The following is a 17577-nucleotide window of genomic DNA, read 5'->3' on the forward strand; positions in this document are numbered from 1 at the left end:
TCTCGACGCGGTCACCACGTTCCTCGAAGACAAGAAGGTTCCCTTCACCACCTGGGACGGCTGGTACCGCCTCGACGCCCACGAACGCTCCCTCGGCGAACCCGAAGGCCGCGAACGCGTCAAAGTCGTCGAACGTGAAGAGATGGTCGCCGCGTCGAAGGAATGAGCACGTTGCGTTCCCGTGGGTAGTTCTGCACAGCACTTGTGTAGAGCCACTCACGGGCACATCAACGAAGAACGAACCCTGAGTAGCCTTTCTCGGCGACCTCGTTGCACTTCTTCTCGTATTCGACACACCCTCCGACGTACGGCATGAAAATTTGCGGTTTGCCCGGAATGTTGGCACCCATGTACCACGAGGCGGCCTTTGGAAACACCGTGTACGACGCCATCTCGTTGACGTGCGCCACCCAGCCTTCCTCGGCCTCAGGGGTGGGCTCGATGGTGTCGTATCCGTGAGAGCTCATGTACCCCAGTAGTTCCGCTGTCCATTCGACGTGTTGCTCGATGGCGGTGACCATGTTGGCCAACACGGACGGACTGCCCGATCCCGCGATGAGAAGCAGGTTGGGGAAGCCTGCGACGCCGAGCCCCAGGTAAGTGGTCGGTCCGTGCTGCCACTTGTTCTTCAGCCTCTCGCCGCCGACGCCGGTGATATCGATGCGGTCGAGAGCACCGGTCATGGCGTCGAATCCGGTTGCGAGGCAGAGTACGTCGAACTCATGGTCCGCATCTCCGGTACGCGCTCCCGTGGGAGTGATCGATTCCAGTGGAGATTTCCGTAGGTCCACCAGGGTGACATTGTCTCGGTTGTACGTTTCGAAATAGTTCGTGTCGACGCAGATCCGCTTGGCGCCGAGCGGGTATCCCCGCGGGATCAACGATTCGGCAGTATCGGGATCCTCGACCGTCGCCCGGATCTTGTCGCGAACGTAGTCGGCGACCGTGTCGTTCGCCTCGTCGGTCAGCATCAGATCCTGATATGCACCCAGTAAAGCAAAGCCACCCTTGCCCCATCGCCCGTCGAACTCTTTCACTCGATCTTCGTGGGCCACATCCAGCGCGTTCTGCTCGTTGTCTCCGCGCTCGACACCGGCCGACGACGCCCGCGCCCGACGCCTACGCTCGGGATAGTTCGCCTTCACCTCGCGCTCGAACTCGGGGTCGAGTGGCCCGTTGAGCGCCGGCACCGAGAAACTCGCCGTACGTTGCAGCACGGTCAGGTGTTCGGCTACCTTCGCGACCTCGGGAATGAGCTGAATGCCCGACGACCCCGTGCCGATCACCGCGACGCGCTTGTCGGTGAAATCGACCCCCTCCTTGGGCCAGTCTCCAGTGTGGTAGGTCTTGCCCGCAAAGCTTTCAAGCCCAGCAATGTTCGGCGTCTGAGGAACCGACAGACACCCAGTTGCCATGATCAGAAATTGCGTCGTGACCTCAGCCCCGTCGGCGTGTACCGCCCAGGTCCGCGTGTCCTCGTCGTACTGCGACGACTGCACTCGCGTGTGCAGCGAGATGTCGCGTCGGAGATCGAATCGATCTGCAACGTGCTGTAGGTATTCGAGGATCTCGGGTTGCGCAGGGTAGCGCTCCTTCCATCGCCACTCCTGCTGTAATTCTTCATCGAACGAGAACGAGTAGTCGACGCTCTCGACGTCGCATCGCGCACCTGGATACCGGTTCCAGAACCACGTTCCTCCTACGTCCTCGCCCGCTTCGAAGAGATGGACGTTCAGGCCTTGGCCTCTGAGCTTCCACAGCAGGTAGAGGCCGGAGAACCCTGCTCCGACGATCACCGCGTCGAACGAATCTTCTCTATTAGTGCGCATGATTAGCACGGTATTGGGGTAGCCTGGTTGTGTCAACGGTCACAATCACGCGGAGGGAGCACCCATGGCAGATCAGTCACGTTGCCCAATAGCCCATTTCGATCACAATTCACCCGAGCACTCCGCAGACCCGATCGGCTCGTACCGAGAGTTTCGATCCAAGCACGACGTCGCATGGAGTGAGGCCAACGGAGGCTACTGGGTTCTCGCCGGATACGACGCAGTCTTCGAGGCCGCTCGCGACGACGACATCTTCACCTCGCGCAGAACCCCCTCCGGTGGCGACGGACTGTCGGTGGTCATCCCCAAGACCCCTATGCATCAGCACATCCCGATCGAGCTCGATCCGCCGGAGTTCCGGAAGTATCGAAAGATCGTCAATCTGATCACCGCGCCCGCGGCCGTCGGCCGGATGACGGACATGATCGCGCACTACACGACCTGGTTCATCGACGAAGTGATCGAAGCGGGCGAGTGCGACTTCTCGGACATCATCGGGGTGCCGTCGATCGTCACGATCGACTGGCTTGGTATCCCCACCGACGAGTGGCGCCGGTACTCCTCCGCGCACCGAGCAACTCTTGCATCTCCCCAGGACAGCGCGGAGTTCAAGCAGGCAGTGGAGGTGGACCTTCCTGCGTGTTCCGCGCAGATGCGAGAGATCATCGCAGCTCGCCGCGAGAACCCGACCGACGACGCCATCAGCTTCCTCGTTCAGCAGTCGATCGACGACCGTCCCATCACCGACGACGAGGTCTTCTCCATCGTCGAGTTGCTCATCTCCGGCGGTGTCGGAACGACCGCATCGTTGGTCAGCCAGGCTCTCGTCTGGCTGCATCAACATCACGACGCTCGGCAGAAGCTGATCGACGATCCATCCCTGCTGGACCATGCGGTCGAGGAGTTTCTTCGGTACTTCTCGCCCACTCAGGCCCTGGCCCGTACCGTCACTCAGGACATCGAGTTCAAGGGATGCCCGATGCGTGAGGGCGACCGAGTTCTGTTGTCCTGGGCGTCGGCGAACCGCGACGAGGCCGCCGGCTTCGAGAATCCCGACGAGCTGGACATCGAGCGCTGGCCCAACCGTCACACGGCCTTCGGGGTGGGAGTACATCGTTGCGCCGGTTCCCATCTCGGCCGGGCCATGGCGCGTTCACTCATCGGCCAGATCCTCGAACGGATGCCGGACTTCGCCATCGACGAGTCCAAGATGCAGCGCTACATCAGGCAGGGCGTCAACGTGGGCTTCCGTTCGCTCCCAGCAACGTTCACGCCAGGCGTTCGTCGCTCGGTATCCGCGTGAAGGGTAGAACCGCACTGGTCACCGGTGCAGGCGCCGGGATGGGCAACGCAACGGCCCTCGCCTTCGCGAGGGAAGGCGCAGATGTCGTCGCCGCCGACCTCGATGAGACTGCTGGGAAGACTACGGTTGCCGAGATCGAAGCACTCGGTGCACGAGCCGAGTTCGTACAGGTAGACGTCGCCGACTCCGGGCAGATTCACAATATGGTCGACGCCACCATCAGCAGCTTCGGCCGCCTCGATTTCGCCGTCAACAATGCAGCCATCGCTCCCGATCGTCATTGCATCGTCGATGTCGACGAGGCCGAGTTCGCCCGAATGCTGACGGTCAATCTCACCTCGGTCCTGCTGTGCATGAAGTTCCAGATCAGAGCAATGCTCGACGCCGATCGCGGTGGTTCCATCGTCAATATCGGTTCGGTCAGATCGCTTCGAGCGCTGGCAGGTTCACCAGGGTACACCGCAACCAAGCACGCCGTAGTTGGCCTGAGCAACACCGCGGCACTCGAGTACGCCTCTGCCGGAATCCGCGTCAACACGGTCTGTCCTGGTCCGATCGACACTCCGATGCTGCGGCAGGCGCGCGCACGACGCGGGGAAACCGCTGAGTCCGACACCAAGACTCGCACGCCGCTGGGCCGGCTCGGAGCCCCGGACGAGGTCGCTCGAACCTCACTGTGGCTGTGCTCGGACGCAGCCTCGTTCGTCACCGGACAAACCATCGCCGTCGACGGCGGATTCTTGACACCATAGAGATCGACACGAAAAGGATTGGAACAATGACCAGCACTACCGACATCAGCACCATCGTCACCGACCGGGCATTCCTGGAATGCCCGCGCTGGCACGACGGACGAATCTGGATCTCGGATCTCTATGCTCACGAGGTACTTTCGATCGGTGACGAGGGTGATGTTCGCGTCGAGGCGACCCTGACCGACCGCCCCTCCGGTCTCGGCTGGCTACCCGACGGCCGTCTGCTGATCGTCTCGATGGTCGATGGGCTCGTGCTACGACGCGAGAACGATGGCAGCCTCGTCACCCACGCCGACGTGGCCCACCTTGCCACCGGCAAGTTGAACGACATGGTCGTCGACGAACGCGGGCATGCCTACATCAGCACGTTCGGATTCGAGTTTCGCAGCAGGTCGTACGTCGAATCTGCAGTACTCATCCATGTGGCTCCCAATGGAGACGCCGACATCGCGGCCGGAGATCTGCTGTTCCCCAACGGATCCGTCATCACGAAGGACCGAACCCTGGTCGTCGCCGAGTCCATGGGCAACCGGTTGACCGCCTTCGACATCGCCGACGATGGTGGCTTGTCGAACCGGCGCACCTGGGCGGCGTTCGGCGCCGAGGTTCCCCGCACCACGGTCAAGGACGCGATGCGCGCAGCACAGGTCGCACCGGACGGCATCGGGCTCGACTCCGAAGGTGCAATCTGGGTTGCCGATGCCCTCCATCAGAAGTTGATTCGTGTCATGGAAGGCGGGGAGATCGTCGAAGAGAAAGTCTTCCCGACAGGTGTTTTCGCCTGCATGCTCGGCGGGCAGGACGGACGGACGCTGTTCGCGTGTGCTGCACCGTCCTCCTCGGAGCATGCACGCCAGGACACCCGAGATGCGAGCCTACTTTCGGTCAGAGTCGACGTACCGGCGTAATCCTGAGAAAAGGGCCCCTCTCGAGAGAGGGGCCCTTTTCGTGGGGCAGGCTAGTTCGCGAACTGAATCAGCTTGGTCTCGAGGAACGAACTCAAGCCTTCGACATTGCCTTCGCGCCCCAAACCGGACTGCTTGTATCCACCGAACGGCTGCGTGACGCACATGTCCCAGCCGTTGATCGAGATCTGTCCGGTGCGGACGCGTCGGGCAACGCTTTCCGCGAGCGCGGCGTCCTCGGCGTAGACGGCTCCGGAGAGTCCGTAATCGGAATCGTTGGCGATGGCGACGGCCTCCTCGACATCGTCGAACGGGATCACCACGACGACCGGACCGAAGATTTCCTCCTGCGCAATGCGCATGTCGTTGGTGACGTCGGCGAACAGCGTCGGCTCGACGTACCAGCCCTTGTCCAGTCCGGCCGGGCGTCCACCACCGGTCACGAGCCTGGCACCTTCGGCCTTGCCGACCTCGATGTAGTCGAGCACGCGGGTGCGCTGTCGCTCGGCGGCGAGTGGTCCGATGACGGTGCTGTCCTCACGTGGGTCGCCGACGGACACCGACTCGAAGATCGTCTTGATGGTCTCCACCACCTCGTCCTGACGGTGACGCGGGACGACGATGCGGGTGATGGCAGCGCAGACCTGCCCGCTGTGGCCGATACCTGCGAACGCAAGGCCGGGGAACACCTTGTCGAGAGCGATGTCGTCGGCGATGATGCCGGCAGACTTTCCACCCAGTTCCAGGGTGACCCGTGCGATGCGCTCGCCGCAGATGCTCATGATCTTTCGTCCGGCGATGGTCGATCCGGTGAACGAAATCTTGTCGACGTCTTTGTGCCGCACCAGGTACTCGCCGGTCTCGCGGCCGCCCGGTAGCAGCGAGATGACGCCCTCGGGCAGACCTGCTGCTTCGAGTGCCTCGGCGAGCAGCATGGTACTGACCGGACCTTCGGGTGCAGGCTTGAGCACGACCGTACAACCGGCAGCGAGAGCAGGCGCGATCTTCAGCGAGGCCGTGGCGACCGGGCCGTTCCACGGGATGATCGTTGCAACGACGCCGATCGGCTCGCGGACGAGTTTGCCGTGGCCTTCGGGCCAGCTGCGCTCTTCCTCGAATTCGAATCGTTCGTGGAGGGTGGAGGCGTCACCCCACATCTTGAGGGCGTTGTTGTGGAATGCGACGCTCGCGCCCGCGGGTGCGCCGATCTCGGCGGTGAACGCGGTTGCCATGGCGTCGAATCGTTTCTCCACCTCTTCTTGGATGCGGATGAGGTACTTCGCCCGTTCGGCGGCGGTGAGACGCGGCCATGGGCCTTCGTCGAACGCTTTCCGTGCGGCAGCGACGGCCTTGTCGATGTCGGCGGGCTGCGCTTCGGGGACCGTCGCGAGCAGTTCCTCGGTGATCGGGGAGACGACGTCGATCACCTTGTCGCTGGACGGCTCCACCCACTTTCCACCGATGAACAGTTTGTCGTAGCTCTTCAGGGTCGTGGCGGTGGGGACTGTAGCGGTCATCGGTACATCACTCCTGTTGTTGCCGAACGGATTTAGCTGAGCGGTCGGTCGATATCGCGAAGCGCCGTTGCATCGGGCCGTGCGCCTGCGGAAATAGCAGCGCGTGCGCCGATCATGAGCTTTGGCGTGTCGATACTGAGATGTGCTGTGAGCAGCCCTGTGTCGTCGATCCACGCCGCTGCCCATCTCCCGTCCACGCCGTCACGAACGACGACTGTGTCGGTGGCTGCGTGGTGACCGACGTACTGGAGCTTGTGACCGAATTGATCACTCCAGAAGTACGGGACCGGATCGTGAGCGACGGGTTCGCCGCCCGTCAGGGTCTGGGCGATCGCGTCGGGACCGGTTCTTGCGTCGTCCCAATGCTCGACGAGCAAAGACGTGCTCGAACGTGGAGACCAGCGCACCGCGACGTCACCGACTGCGAATACGTGGGGATCGGACGTTCGCAGGTTCTCGTCGACGACGACCCCGCGATCGATGTCGAGTCCCGATCCTTCCAACCACGCCACATCCGGCCTGACGCCGACTCCGGCGACGACGACATCGGCTGGAATCTCCTCGCCGGTGGTCAGCGTGACGCCGGTGTCGGTGACTTCGCGAACGCCGACCCCGAGACGCAGGTCCACCTCCGACCACCAGTCGACGAATCGCTTGCCGACTTCCTCACCCAGTGCATTCCCGAGCGGCGCGGGACCATACTCGATGCAGGTTACCTCGGCGCCGGCAGCAAGAGCCGCCGTCGCGACCTCCGCGCCGATCCAACTTGCGCCGACGAGAACGATTTTCGCTCCGGGAACGAGCTTCTCGCGGAGCGCATGGGAATCGTCGACGGTGCGCACGGCCGTCTGCCGATCGCTACCAGGCACGCGGATGGGTGCGGCGCCCGTCGCAATGATCAAGGCGTCGTACTCGATCGGCCCGCCTGCTGTGTGGACCTGCCTGGCCGAAGTGTCGAGTCCTGTTGCGGCGCTACCGATACGGACATCGACGTTCAAGTCGTCGTAGTCGGTGCGCAACTGTGTGTTCAGCTCGCCCTTCAACGCAGCCTTGGTGAGAGGGGGACGGTCGTACGGTAGGTGCTTCTCGGCAGCAAGAAGCACGATCTCCCCTTCGAAACCGCGCGCACGCAACGTTTCACAGGACCGTGCTCCGGCGAGACCGCCCCCGACGATGACAACTTTCATCAGTACATCGGGGCTGCGGGTGCGGTGGCGGCGGCGAGCGCCTCGCCGTCGGCCAGGATTCGTTTTCCGGGTGTGAAGTGCGCCGGAATCCGCTGCCAGCCCATGTTGGTGCCCTGGTGCGGGTAACGCTCCAGCTTGTCGCGCTCGATCGTGTAATCCGGCATACGGTCGAGGATCTGCGTCAACAGCGTCTTGGCCATCAGACGACCGAGGTGCGAACCGGAGCATCGATGCACCCCGATTCCGAATGCGGTGTGGCGGTTGGGCCAGCGGTCGATGTCGATCTCGTCGGGGTTCTCGAACAGCTCTTCGTCGCGGTTCGCCGACGCCCAGGACAGAAGCACACGGTCGCCCTTCTTCATCGGGCATCCCTTGAATTCGACGTCGTCGGTGACCGTGCGGGCGAGCGCCTGCGTCGGCGAGAAGAACCGGAGGAATTCTTCGACGGCGTGGTCCATGAGCGACGGGTCGTCGATGAGCCGCTTCCGTACGTCGGTATGGTCGGCAAGCCAGACGAGGGTCTGGCTGACCAGTGAGGCCGTCGTTCCCGTGCCGCCCGCGACCAACAGCTCGACCATCGCGAACACCTCGAAGTCGTCGAGGACGCGGCCGTCGACCTCCTGCTGCACGAGATAGCTGATGACATCGTCGGTCGGGTTCTCGCGTCGATCGGCAATGACCGAGCGCATCTTGGCAGACAGATACGGGAAGTCGACTTTCATCGCATGCTCGTAGTGCGGAGTTCCCGGTACCCCAGCGAGAGCCTCGTGGTGCGCGGCCGCGTAGGTCTTCCAGTCTTCGATGCCGAGGCCGAGCCAGTCGACCGTGACGATGGCCGGAACGCCGATGACGGAGGTGAAGTCGCATTCGCCCGCCTCGATGACGCTGTCGATGAAGGCGGTGGTGTGGTGCTCGACCAGATCCTTCATCTTTTCGACGGCAGCTGGAGAAGTGATGGGGTTGACGATCTTGCGGTACTTACGAAACTCCGGCGGATCCAACTCGATCGGGATGTGAAAGTGCATGGGCGTTTTGGGAATGACCACCGACAAGCCCTCGCCGCCGTATTCGTTACGCGCCGAGGAGAACGTGTCGTCGTCGCGAGACGCGTCGAAGACAGCGTCGTAATCGGAGAGAACCCAGTAGCCGCCGTGCGCTTCGGACCAACCGCGCTTCTCCGCGTTCCTGAGCTTGCGGTAGGAGCCGACAGGGTCAGCGGAGTGTTCCTGCGAGTTGTGGTCGAAGTGGATGACCGGGCAACGGCCGCTTTCCGTCATGTCTGTGTTTCCTCCTGCAAGCGAAATCTGGCGCAACCATTCGGGCCTTGTTCTGATAATGGTTATACTAGATTACAATGTTGTCAACATCACAACGGTGACCAGCTTATAGTTCAAGTCACTGGAGTGGCTGTAAACAAAGAGCGCTTCGAAGGAGGAGTCGTGAACGTATCGGTCGACGAGTTCCAGTGCCAGGGGCACGGCCTGTGCCAAATGACGTCACCGCAGGTCTTCGCCCTGCGCGACGAGGACGGACATGCCTACGTGCTGCCCGAAGGGCAAGAACCCGACCACCTCGGGGAGGCCAGGGCAGGCGCGGACAGCTGCCCGGAGCGGGCCATCACTGTCGGTTGAGCGCAGTGCAGCAGCGGGGATGGTCGGGCGCTCTCCTGGCGGCCCGACCATACCCGCCAGCACAGGCCACCAGCAGCGTTACAGAGCCCGATCCCACTGAATGACCGAGCCCATGACGTCGGGGAACTTCCGCTCGGCGTACCGAACGTACTCGTTGATGTGCTGCGCCATCCGGTCCTGCGAGAGGCCTGGATCGTGCGCGAGGAGAGAGTCGTAGATCGATTGATGAGCTGTCAGGATCGCGGCGCGACGAGGCGCCGGATAGTCGATGCCGATGATCGTGCCGTCCATGATCCCGAGCAGCGAGTCCACGAGGTAGCCGAACAGCGGATTACCCGACGACCAGGCGATGATGTCGTGGAACTGCTTGTTGGCCTCGAGGAAGATGTACTGATCGTCGAGGGAATCGCGCATCGCTTCGATGGTGCCGTTGAGCTGGCCAAGAGACTCGTCGGTGATGCGTTCGGCGGCCAACCTACTGATCATCGGCTCCATCGCCACGCGCGCTTCGGCGATGGCCTTGAACGGCGCGTTCTTGAGCTGCATGAGCAGGATGACGGTGCTGGCCAAATGCGAGGCGTCGGGGTCGAGCAGGACCGGACCACCTTTGGGTCCCGGCTTGAGCGCAATGACTCCCTGAAACTCGAGCAGGCGAAGCGCCTCACGCAGCGTTCCTCGGCCGATCTGATACTTCTCGAGCATCGCCTTCTCGGGCGGAAGAAGATTGCCGACGGTGAGGCCCTGGCGCAGCGTGTCACGGATGATCTGTTGAGCGATCACCATCGCCGCCTTGGGAGCGCGATTGGTCACGGTCATGAGTGTGTCCTCCCAGCTTCGCGCGGACGACAACGCTGCCCGCGGACGCCCCGTAAATCAAGGCGATTGATTATAACAATAAAGCCCGAGCTGGTCTTCGACCACAAAACCGCAGTTCCCCGCTTTACAACTTCTTCAACCCCCACGCCGACGAACAGGAACGTTCATGCCTGACGTAATCATCGAAAGTACACCGGCCACGCTCTGGATCCGCCTCAACAGGCCCGAGCGGCGCAATGCATTCGACCCCGAGATGTCGGCCGCGATTGCCGACGCACTCGACGACGCCTCCGGCTATCGCTCGGTCGTCATCACCGGATCGGGAGGCAGCTTCTGCGCGGGCGGGTCATTGGCCAAGCTCAGCGAGCCGACGCCGAAGGAGATGCGCAGGCTGTACCGGGGCTCGTTGCGTCTGTTCGACTCCATCCGCAACTGCCCACGGCCGGTGATCGCCGCCGTCAACGGCGCCGCCGCAGGCGGTGGGAACGAGCTGATCGTCGCGTGCGACCTGGCTGTTGCTGCCCGCTCGGCAACCTTCGGCCAGACCGGCCCGCGCGTCGGAAGCTCCCCGGTCACCGGAGCCACCAACGTGATGGGCGTTCAGATCGGCGAGAAGCGCGCCAAGGAGATGGCCATGCTCTGCCGACGCTATTCCGCACAGCAGGCGTTGGATCTGGGTCTGGTCAACGAGGTGGTCGACGACGACAAGCTGGAGGAGACGGTCCGGGGATGGTGCGACGAGATTTCTGCGTTGAGTCCCCGCTACCTCGAGATCACCAAGATCAGCTCCAACGTGTGGTGGAACGCAGCACGCGACTCGTTCTCGACAGGACTCGGCATGCTCAACCAGGCGGTCGGCAGCCCTGACATGATCGAGGGTGCGACGGCCTTCCTTCAGAAGAGGAAGGCCGTCTTCCCGGACCCGGAGTGAACGGCTACTTCTCGGACAGCAGAACTTCCTCGGTGCCGTTCCACTGCACGACCGCGCCTTTGACTCGCATGTCGTTGCCCTCGAAGGTGACGTCACCTTCTGCGCCGGTGAAGCCCTCGGCCACGACCTGCTGCAAACCGTTCTGGATGTCCTCGCGCGACGCACCACCGGACTTCTCGATGGCGTGGGCGATCATCCACGCAGCGTCGTACCCCTCGGCTGCATAGTTGTTCGGGTTCTCGCCGTTGTACTTGGCGCGGTAGGCGGCGACGAACTCCTGCGTCGCGGGATTGGTGCCGTGGTAGGTGAAATCGGTGGGCCAGGTCATGCCCGCGCCTGCCGGCCCCGCGGGCGTGAGATTACCTGCACCGGAACCAGTGTGCGTGACCAGAGTTCCGTCGTAACCGGCTTGACGCAATTGCGAGACCGCGGTGGCGTTCTGGGCGCCGTTCATCATGATCGCGATCCCGTCGGGGTTGTCGGCGAGGATCTTCGCGATCGGAGCAGTGAAATCCTGGGTGGTGTTCTGCACCGAGGACGTCGACGCCACGGTGTAGCCGAACCGGTCGGCCATCTCCGGAATGGTCTTCTCCGACAACTGCGTCAAGGTCGGGTTGGCGCTGTTGTACAGAATGCCGAGGGTCTTCACGCCCTCCTGCTGGAGGTACTCACCCGCCTGGTCGTAGTAGGTCGCCATGGGAGCGGTTGCACGGTAGGTGTATTCGCCGACGAGTGTGCCTTCGCTGCCGGACTGGGTGAACACGATGGGCACCTTGGCCGCTTGCGCAAGAGGCGCGATGGCGATCGACTGCGCGCTGGTCACTGTGCCGAGGATCGCGGCGACATTGGGATTTACGGTCGCTTCGGTGACCTGACTCGCGGCGGTCTGCGCTTCTCCTGCGGTGTCGCGGCTTTCCAGCTTGACCGTCGACTCCCCCAGGTACTTCTGGTCGTTGATCTCATCGATCGCCAGCTCGATTCCCTTGAGTTGGTTGGACCCGGCATAGGACAACGTTCCGGTCTTGTCCGTGACGGAGAAAAGCGTGATTTCCGACGGCATTTCCCCCGACGCGGTGCTTCCGCCGCTTCCGCCGCTACATCCGGCGATGCCGAGTACCGCAGCCGCGGCCAACGCCGGGACAGCAAACCTTTTCATCGTTGCTCTCATTTCCTGGTAATCATGCGCATATAATGGATGGAGTTCATGATGGGTCGTCCGTGACGTCCTGTCCAGGAAATACCGGAATCGGAAGAAGATCAGCGCGATGCCCACCTCCGACGTCGAAACACGCCTCGAGCGAATCGAATCACGCACTGCCATCGGCGAACTCCCTATTCTCTACTGCCTCGCCATGGACGAACGGAACGCCGCCGGGATCAGAGCCCTGTTCACCGCCGATGCGACCATGCGGTCCGCCGACGGTGTGTTCTCGGCGTCGGGCATCGACGCCATCGTCGACGTCTTTCAGGGCAGATTCGACGCGCTCGGGCCGACGAATCACGTCACACACGGCCATGTGATCCGATTCGACGACGGTGATCACGACCGCGCCGTCGGGATTGCCGTCGGCCATGCGGAGTTGGTGCGCAACGACGTACCCATGGTGACAGCGTTGCGATATCGCGACCTCTACCGACGCGTCGACGGCACCTGGAGGATTCAGGATCGGTTGATGTCCTACATGTACTACCTACCCACGAGCGAGTACTCGGACGGGCTCGGTGATCCGAACAGCATGCGCGCCTACGGAGATCGGCGGCCGGCGGACTGGCCGGAGTCACTGCACGCGGGTGACGCTTCCTGGTTGGAGCAGTTCTGGTCCTAGCGGCTCGGCGGGTGCTTCCCATCGGCGGTGGCCGAGCAGAGCAACAACTGAACACAGCACCACGAAAACCACTCCTGCCGTTGCCATCCCCGTCGCGCTCCCCCATGCAGTCGACACCGCACCGGTGACCAGCGCCAGCACGGCAGTCAACCCGTAACAGAACGAGGCGAATCGTGAGGCGATACGCCCCTGCTCGACGGCAGATGCGCCGCGCGTCAAGATCCGGAGCCCGCATGCGTACGCGAACCCTTGCCCGAGCCCCCAGCAGACACAGCCGGCCAGAACGAGAATCAAGCTCGACGAGAGCACCCCGGCCGCGCACAGGATGGCCCCGGCAGCGATGAGAATCAACGACTGGATCGGCCGCAGCGCCGTCCGTAGAGCGGTGAAGACGAAGGGCGAGAGCCACGCGATCGACAGCAACACAACCGGTGCGAGGGCGCCGACGATCAGCGACGAACTTTCCGTCTGCTCACGAACAGCCGTCGGCAAGATTCCGACGGCGATTCCGCCGATCGCCCATCCAGCGAGGCCGATTCCGTAACCCGCGGCGCGAGCGCGGGTGTCGCGCTCGGTGTCGAACGCCTCGGCATCGACAGATTCAGGTTCGACGAGAGCAGCGCGCAGGATGTCTCGCGCGCGATAGAGAGCGAAGACAAGAACGGCCACCACCGTCACGAGCAGGCCCGTGTGGATCACGTAGACAGTCGTCGTCGGGCCCGGAAGGTACTCGGCTGTGACAGCTCCGAGGATCAGACCGACGAACGACCCGAATATTGCCCCCGAGGCCGCGATGGTGCGTCCCTTCTCACCACGCGCCGCTACGGCGATGGTTGCAGCCGCACCCGTGGCCACCCCGACACACGTGCCGGTCAGATACCTGCCGACGAAGAGTGCGACGACGGAATCGCCGCCCATCATCAGTGCGACATCGGCGACGATCCCGCCGGCCACGGACCCCGGCAACAGCAGCCACGCATAGCGAGTGAGATGCGTGCGTGCCATCACGGTGAACGTCACGACCAATGCCACGAGATAGGTGGCGAACAGCGCAGACACCGTGAACGTCGAGAGTGCCATCCGGTCTGCATACATCGGAAGCAGCGGCCCGGGCACGTTCGATCCGACGACGAGTGCAGCAAACGCTGTTGCTGTCGCGGCGCCCAGCATTCGCCGCCGGTGGGCAACACCTGCGATATCGGCTCCGGTCTGTGCCGTCACGGACGGCCGAGAGAGGAGAGCGCGTCGCGCAGGGCGTCGGGAATCGGAGCTTTGAGTCCGTCGGGTCCTCGCACGGCGTACTTGATCTTGCCGTAGGCGACGCGCTCGCCGACGCGCGTGAACGGGAATCCGACGATGTAGGACGTGGTCCCGAGGTGATCGAGTTCCATGCCGCAATCGATCTCGTCGAACACACGGCACGACGTGAGATAGGTGCACTCGGAACCGAATCCGACCGTACCGACCCCGATGGCATCCATCATCGTGTGGCTGTCGAGACCGTAGGAATGCAGCCACACGCTGTAGGTGCGTTCCATCCAGGGGTAGTTCATCGCGAAGTACGAGATACCGATGGCATCGCAGTCTCCGTAGGCGAGTGTGAAGGTCTGGCTAGTCGGATGGTCGACCATCTGCGGCACCTCTTTCTGTACTCACTTTCTAACATCCCACCCTTTACACTAATCATTATCATGGTTATGGTGACAGGAGTCACATGTAAAGGTGCGCATCAATCGAACGCCGCACGTGGACAGCATCGTTCGGTCTCATCGAAGGAGCATGAAGTGAAAACCATCGGAGCCTTGATCTGGGAGCCCGGCACGCGGTCGGGCTGGAGTGTGGAAGAGATCGAGATCGATCCGCCCAAGAGCCGTGAAGTGCGCATCAAGCTCGCAGCCTCGGGAATCTGCCACAGCGACGACCACGTCGACACCGGCGACATCCCGCTCGACTGGGCACCCATCATCGGTGGTCACGAGGGTGCAGGTGTCATCGAGGAGCTCGGTCCCGACGTCACCGGCTTCGAGGTCGGCGACCACGTCGTGCTGTCGTTTCTTCCGTCGTGCGGGCACTGTCAGATGTGCACCATCGGCCGCTCGAACATGTGCGAGATGGGCGCAGGGGTGCTCGCCGGCTTCGCACCCGACGGAACCCATCGCGTGCATGCTCGCGGTCAGGGCGTCGGACCCTTCTCGTTCCTCGGAACCTTCTCGCCGTACGTCGTCGTCAACATCGATTCGTGCGTGAAGATCGGGAAGGACATTCCCCTCGACAAGGCTGCGTTGATCGGCTGCGGTGTCCCCACCGGCTGGGGATCCTCCGTCTACGCGGCCGAGGTTGCTCTCGGTGAAACCGTCGTCGTCATCGGTACCGGCGGCGTCGGCATGAACGCCGTCCAGGGCGCTCGCCACAAGGGCGCGAAGAACATCGTCGCCGTCGATCCCGTCGAGTACAAGCGCGACCAGGCGAAGCTCTTCGGTGCAACGCACACCGTCGAAAACCTGGATCAGGCCAAGGAACTCGTCGACACGCTCTCCAACGGCCAGGGCGCAGACAAGGTGCTCATCACCGTCGACATCGCCTACGGTCACCTCCTCAACCCAGCACAGGAAATGACGCGACGCGGCGGCACCCTGGTGCTCACCTCTGCGGCCCCGGTCACCCAGCGCGACGTGCCATTCGATCTGTTCACCTTCGCGATGTCCGGAAAGCGCCTGCAAGGCACGTTGTACGGAACCACGACGGCCCGCCGCGACATCCCGTTGATCGCCGACATGTACCGCCGCGGCGAATTCATGCTCGACGAGCTGGTCACCAAGACCTACAAGCTCGAACAGATCAACGAGGCCATCCAGGACATGCGCGACGGCAAGAACATCCGCGGCGTCATCATGTACGACGAGTAGGAGGCTCGAATGAGTGTCAGTGAGATCATTTCCGCAACACATACCTACGCGTTGGGATTGGACAAGTTCGATCCCAAACTGGCTCTGAGTGCGTTCGCCGTCGACGCCGTGTGGGATGCGACGCCGGTGGGCCTGGCGAAGTACGAAGGGCACGAGGCAATCCTCGACTTCTTCGAGCGCGATGCCGAGCAAGTGAAGGATCAGTTCCACATCATCACCAACCACATCGTGCACTTCGATTCCGATACCGCCGCGCACGGTACCAACTACGTGTTCTCCGAGGGCCACACCAACGGCGGTGGGGCGTTCAAAGCGATTGCGCTGAACGAGGACACGTACGTCCGCACCGACGACGGGTGGAAAATCGCCTCCCGCGTCATCTCGCCCCTCACCCCGCCTCAGATGGAGGGGTTCGAGGCCTGACAGCTTCTCGATCAGCGGCGTGTGTGCGAGAGCTGCGTACACACGCCGCTGACGGGCGTGGGAAGGAGACTCATGGACCGACTCGACGTACTGATCGCCAAGGACGCGATCCGCGACCTGGCAGGCGCCTACTCGATGGCGGTGGACGACCACGACATCGATGCGGTCCTCGGGATGTACACGCCCGACGCCACATTCGCAGTGGCCGGCAGTACGCTGCGTGGCCACGACGAGCTCCGAGAGTTCTACATCGGCAGCATGGACCGCTACACCACCATGCTGCACACTCCGGAGATTCACCTCATCACCGTCGAGAGCCCAACCACTGCAACGGGCCGAATGACCGGACACGCCGAACTCGCCGTGCGAGACACGTTGATGCTGACTGCTTTTCGCTACGCGGACCGATACGTCCTGGAGGGTGAGTGGCGATTCCAGCACCGCGAGGTCACCTTCATGTATGCGGTGCCGTTCGAAGCCATGAGTGCGAGCTTCCGCACGAACAAGCGGATCAGGTGGCCGCAAACTCGGTACGCCGAAGCGGATTATCCCGAGTCCGCGCCCACCTGGAGCACCTACCGCCCCTGATCAAGAACTGGTTCGACCACCTCGCCCGTCACCGGGCATCTTCGTCGAATCGTGGCTGACGGCGATGCGAACAGGCTCGACTTCGAGAACGACGCGCTCAGGGCTGTCCAGCAGTCGCGCGAAGGCGTCGGGATCTCCTGGCGCGAGATGCCGCGAGAATTCCGGATAGAACCATGCTTTCACCGCAGCGTCCTCGTGCACAGTGGCCCTGCCTCGAATCGAGACCATCCGGCGGCCCGGCAACGACGTGCCGGCATTGGAGATCACCAAGCTCACGCGAGAGTCGCGCACCGCTGCGCGAACGTGCGCCCGGCCTGCGGCCGCCGTCAACCAGAACCTGTCCCTGGTGAACAGGTAACTCATGACGACGCCCGCGGGCCAGCCTGCTTCGGTGGTGAACGCGAAGGTGCACTCGGTCTGGGTCGCGATCAACTCCGAGCGCCCCTCGATCGATGCGCGCACCGACGAAAGATTCTCGTTGTCGTCGATTCCCACCCGACTCACGAGTCGGAGGACCCGTACGGCACGAACGCTGCGGTCGACGTCGGCAGCGCCATGACTCTGTCGACGAAGATTCGCTTGTGCTTGATCTTGAGATCTCCGTCGACCTCGACCAACGAGTCGGAGTAGCGACCGAAGATCCGGGACGTGCTGCCTGGGTCGAACAAGGTCGCCTCGAAGTAGGCGTCGATGCGGACGCCGTCGTCCTCTACCGTCACCAGAGTGTTGGTGACGACGTGGCGTGACACCTCGGTCTCGGACGCCGCGAACGCACGGTAGATGTCGAGGAAGTTCTCTATCCCGCGCTTCTCCTGGGTGGTCTGTGTGACGGCTATGTCCTCGACCGCCAGATCGCGCAGTGTATCGAGATCACCGGAGTCGGCTGCCCAGGCATAGGCCGTCAACGTCGTCTGCGCGCGGTAGGCGAGGTCTTGGTCGACGAGAGATGTTGTCATGATG

The 17577-nt window shown here is 62.8% G+C and carries 19 protein-coding genes and 1 pseudogene; 10 read left to right on the plus strand and 10 right to left on the minus strand.

The genetic code is table 11. The features are described from left to right. Positions 1-166 (plus strand): annotated as a pseudogene (locus CH290_RS30635) (pyridine nucleotide-disulfide oxidoreductase); the annotation flags it as partial. Between the two features lie 61 nt (positions 167-227). On the opposite strand, the gene CH290_RS03125 reads toward CH290_RS30635, so the two are convergent. Further along, positions 228-1829: a flavin-containing monooxygenase gene (locus CH290_RS03125; protein ID WP_027498646.1), complete on the minus strand. Its 1602-nt coding sequence runs from the start codon at positions 1827-1829 to the stop codon at positions 228-230. A 64-nt stretch (positions 1830-1893) separates the two neighbouring features. Here CH290_RS03125 and CH290_RS03130 point away from each other — a divergent pair, with 64 nt between their 5' ends. Genes CH290_RS03130 through CH290_RS03140 form a run of 3 tightly spaced genes read left to right on the plus strand, consistent with a single transcriptional unit; the run spans position 1894 to position 4795 of the window. After that, entirely contained in the window at positions 1894-3132 is a 1239-nt protein-coding gene (locus CH290_RS03130) for a cytochrome P450 (RefSeq protein ID WP_020110858.1), read from the plus strand. Beyond that, positions 3129-3884, plus strand: coding sequence for an SDR family NAD(P)-dependent oxidoreductase (locus CH290_RS03135; RefSeq protein WP_020110859.1), 756 nt, complete (start codon positions 3129-3131; stop codon positions 3882-3884). Before CH290_RS03130 ends, CH290_RS03135 begins: the two co-directional genes overlap by 4 nt. Before the next feature lie 26 nt (positions 3885-3910). Continuing rightward, positions 3911-4795 (plus strand): SMP-30/gluconolactonase/LRE family protein, encoded by an 885-nt coding sequence (locus CH290_RS03140; protein ID WP_019663184.1) that lies wholly within the window; start codon positions 3911-3913, stop codon positions 4793-4795. A 50-nt stretch (positions 4796-4845) separates the two neighbouring features. Here the strand turns inward: CH290_RS03140 and CH290_RS03145 are convergent, their stop codons facing one another. From CH290_RS03145 to CH290_RS03155, 3 genes are read right to left on the minus strand one after another with little or no spacing between them, the layout of a single operon-like run. Beyond that, positions 4846-6309 (minus strand): aldehyde dehydrogenase, encoded by a 1464-nt coding sequence (locus CH290_RS03145; protein WP_019663183.1) that lies wholly within the window; start codon positions 6307-6309, stop codon positions 4846-4848. Between the two features lie 32 nt (positions 6310-6341). Further along, a complete protein-coding gene (locus CH290_RS03150) occupies positions 6342-7496 on the minus strand; it encodes an NAD(P)/FAD-dependent oxidoreductase (RefSeq protein WP_020110860.1) in 1155 nt (384 codons plus the stop codon). After that, entirely contained in the window at positions 7496-8773 is a 1278-nt protein-coding gene (locus CH290_RS03155; protein WP_020110861.1) for a cytochrome P450, read from the minus strand. Before CH290_RS03155 ends, CH290_RS03150 begins: the two co-directional genes overlap by 1 nt. 162 nt (positions 8774-8935) lie before the next feature. On the opposite strand from CH290_RS03155, the gene CH290_RS03160 reads away from it, so the two are divergent. Then, on the plus strand, positions 8936-9127 hold the full coding sequence (locus CH290_RS03160; protein ID WP_019663180.1) for a ferredoxin: 192 nt from the start codon (positions 8936-8938) through the stop codon (positions 9125-9127). 78 nt (positions 9128-9205) lie between these two features. Here the strand turns inward: CH290_RS03160 and CH290_RS03165 are convergent, their stop codons facing one another. Then, positions 9206-9943 (minus strand): FadR/GntR family transcriptional regulator, encoded by a 738-nt coding sequence (locus tag CH290_RS03165; RefSeq protein ID WP_019663179.1) that lies wholly within the window; start codon positions 9941-9943, stop codon positions 9206-9208. 166 nt (positions 9944-10109) lie between these two features. On the opposite strand from CH290_RS03165, the gene CH290_RS03170 reads away from it, so the two are divergent. Continuing rightward, the gene (locus CH290_RS03170) at positions 10110-10874 is read left to right on the plus strand and encodes an enoyl-CoA hydratase/isomerase family protein (protein WP_020110862.1); all 765 of its coding nucleotides are present in this window, start codon (positions 10110-10112) and stop codon (positions 10872-10874) included. A 4-nt stretch (positions 10875-10878) separates the two neighbouring features. On the opposite strand, the gene CH290_RS03175 is transcribed toward CH290_RS03170, so the two are convergent. Further along, positions 10879-12030 carry an ABC transporter substrate-binding protein gene (locus CH290_RS03175; RefSeq protein ID WP_027498647.1) on the minus strand — a complete coding sequence of 384 codons (1152 nt, stop codon included), beginning with the start codon at positions 12028-12030 and terminating at the stop codon, positions 10879-10881. Between the two features lie 109 nt (positions 12031-12139). On the opposite strand from CH290_RS03175, the gene CH290_RS03180 reads away from it, so the two are divergent. Beyond that, a complete protein-coding gene (locus tag CH290_RS03180; protein ID WP_033190161.1) occupies positions 12140-12700 on the plus strand; it encodes a nuclear transport factor 2 family protein in 561 nt (186 codons plus the stop codon). Here the strand turns inward: CH290_RS03180 and CH290_RS03185 are convergent. Both CH290_RS03185 and CH290_RS03190 read right to left on the minus strand, forming a co-directional pair. Beyond that, positions 12653-13921: an MFS transporter gene (locus CH290_RS03185; RefSeq protein WP_230621061.1), complete on the minus strand. Its 1269-nt coding sequence runs from the start codon at positions 13919-13921 to the stop codon at positions 12653-12655. The genes CH290_RS03180 and CH290_RS03185 overlap by 48 nt on opposite strands. Then, positions 13918-14331 (minus strand): acyl-CoA thioesterase, encoded by a 414-nt coding sequence (locus CH290_RS03190; protein WP_020110866.1) that lies wholly within the window; start codon positions 14329-14331, stop codon positions 13918-13920. The genes CH290_RS03185 and CH290_RS03190 overlap by 4 nt, the downstream gene beginning before the upstream one ends. Before the next feature lie 153 nt (positions 14332-14484). Here CH290_RS03190 and CH290_RS03195 point away from each other — a divergent pair, with 153 nt between their 5' ends. The 3 genes from CH290_RS03195 to CH290_RS03205 all read left to right on the plus strand — a co-directional run bounded on the left by CH290_RS03195 (position 14485) and on the right by CH290_RS03205 (position 16617). After that, the gene (locus CH290_RS03195; RefSeq protein ID WP_020110867.1) at positions 14485-15606 is read left to right on the plus strand and encodes an NDMA-dependent alcohol dehydrogenase; all 1122 of its coding nucleotides are present in this window, start codon (positions 14485-14487) and stop codon (positions 15604-15606) included. 9 nt (positions 15607-15615) lie between these two features. Next, positions 15616-16029: a nuclear transport factor 2 family protein gene (locus CH290_RS03200; RefSeq protein WP_020110868.1), complete on the plus strand. Its 414-nt coding sequence runs from the start codon at positions 15616-15618 to the stop codon at positions 16027-16029. Positions 16030-16101: 72 nt separating this feature from the next. Next, positions 16102-16617 carry a nuclear transport factor 2 family protein gene (locus CH290_RS03205; protein WP_033190160.1) on the plus strand — a complete coding sequence of 172 codons (516 nt, stop codon included), beginning with the start codon at positions 16102-16104 and terminating at the stop codon, positions 16615-16617. Here CH290_RS03205 and CH290_RS03210 read toward each other — a convergent pair whose 3' ends face one another. Further along, positions 16618-17121, minus strand: a complete 504-nt coding sequence (locus CH290_RS03210; RefSeq protein WP_019663170.1) for a pyridoxamine 5'-phosphate oxidase family protein — start codon at positions 17119-17121, stop codon at positions 16618-16620. Beyond that, positions 17118-17573, minus strand: a complete 456-nt coding sequence (locus CH290_RS03215; RefSeq protein ID WP_019663169.1) for a nuclear transport factor 2 family protein — start codon at positions 17571-17573, stop codon at positions 17118-17120. The genes CH290_RS03210 and CH290_RS03215 overlap by 4 nt, the downstream gene beginning before the upstream one ends. Positions 17574-17577 lie beyond the last annotated feature (4 nt).

The organism is Rhodococcus sp. 06-156-4 (assembly GCF_002259345.1).
Classification (GTDB): Bacteria; Actinomycetota; Actinomycetes; order Mycobacteriales; family Mycobacteriaceae; genus Rhodococcoides; species Rhodococcoides fascians_E.

Coding starts and splice junctions, on each gene's coding strand:
- CH290_RS03190 (WP_020110866.1), bottom strand. CDS start 14,331: ATGGTCGACCATCCGACTAGCCAGACCTTCACACTCGCCTACGGAGAC.
- CH290_RS03170 (WP_020110862.1), top strand. CDS start 10,110: ATGCCTGACGTAATCATCGAAAGTACACCGGCCACGCTCTGGATCCGC.
- CH290_RS03175 (WP_027498647.1), bottom strand. CDS start 12,030: ATGAAAAGGTTTGCTGTCCCGGCGTTGGCCGCGGCTGCGGTACTCGGC.
- CH290_RS03155 (WP_020110861.1), bottom strand. CDS start 8,773: ATGACGGAAAGCGGCCGTTGCCCGGTCATCCACTTCGACCACAACTCG.
- CH290_RS03165 (WP_019663179.1), bottom strand. CDS start 9,943: ATGACCGTGACCAATCGCGCTCCCAAGGCGGCGATGGTGATCGCTCAA.
- CH290_RS03180 (WP_033190161.1), top strand. CDS start 12,140: ATGCCCACCTCCGACGTCGAAACACGCCTCGAGCGAATCGAATCACGC.
- CH290_RS03130 (WP_020110858.1), top strand. CDS start 1,894: ATGGCAGATCAGTCACGTTGCCCAATAGCCCATTTCGATCACAATTCA.
- CH290_RS03205 (WP_033190160.1), top strand. CDS start 16,102: ATGGACCGACTCGACGTACTGATCGCCAAGGACGCGATCCGCGACCTG.
- CH290_RS03150 (WP_020110860.1), bottom strand. CDS start 7,496: ATGAAAGTTGTCATCGTCGGGGGCGGTCTCGCCGGAGCACGGTCCTGT.
- CH290_RS03125 (WP_027498646.1), bottom strand. CDS start 1,829: ATGCGCACTAATAGAGAAGATTCGTTCGACGCGGTGATCGTCGGAGCA.
- CH290_RS03145 (WP_019663183.1), bottom strand. CDS start 6,309: ATGACCGCTACAGTCCCCACCGCCACGACCCTGAAGAGCTACGACAAA.
- CH290_RS03140 (WP_019663184.1), top strand. CDS start 3,911: ATGACCAGCACTACCGACATCAGCACCATCGTCACCGACCGGGCATTC.
- CH290_RS03200 (WP_020110868.1), top strand. CDS start 15,616: ATGAGTGTCAGTGAGATCATTTCCGCAACACATACCTACGCGTTGGGA.
- CH290_RS03215 (WP_019663169.1), bottom strand. CDS start 17,573: ATGACAACATCTCTCGTCGACCAAGACCTCGCCTACCGCGCGCAGACG.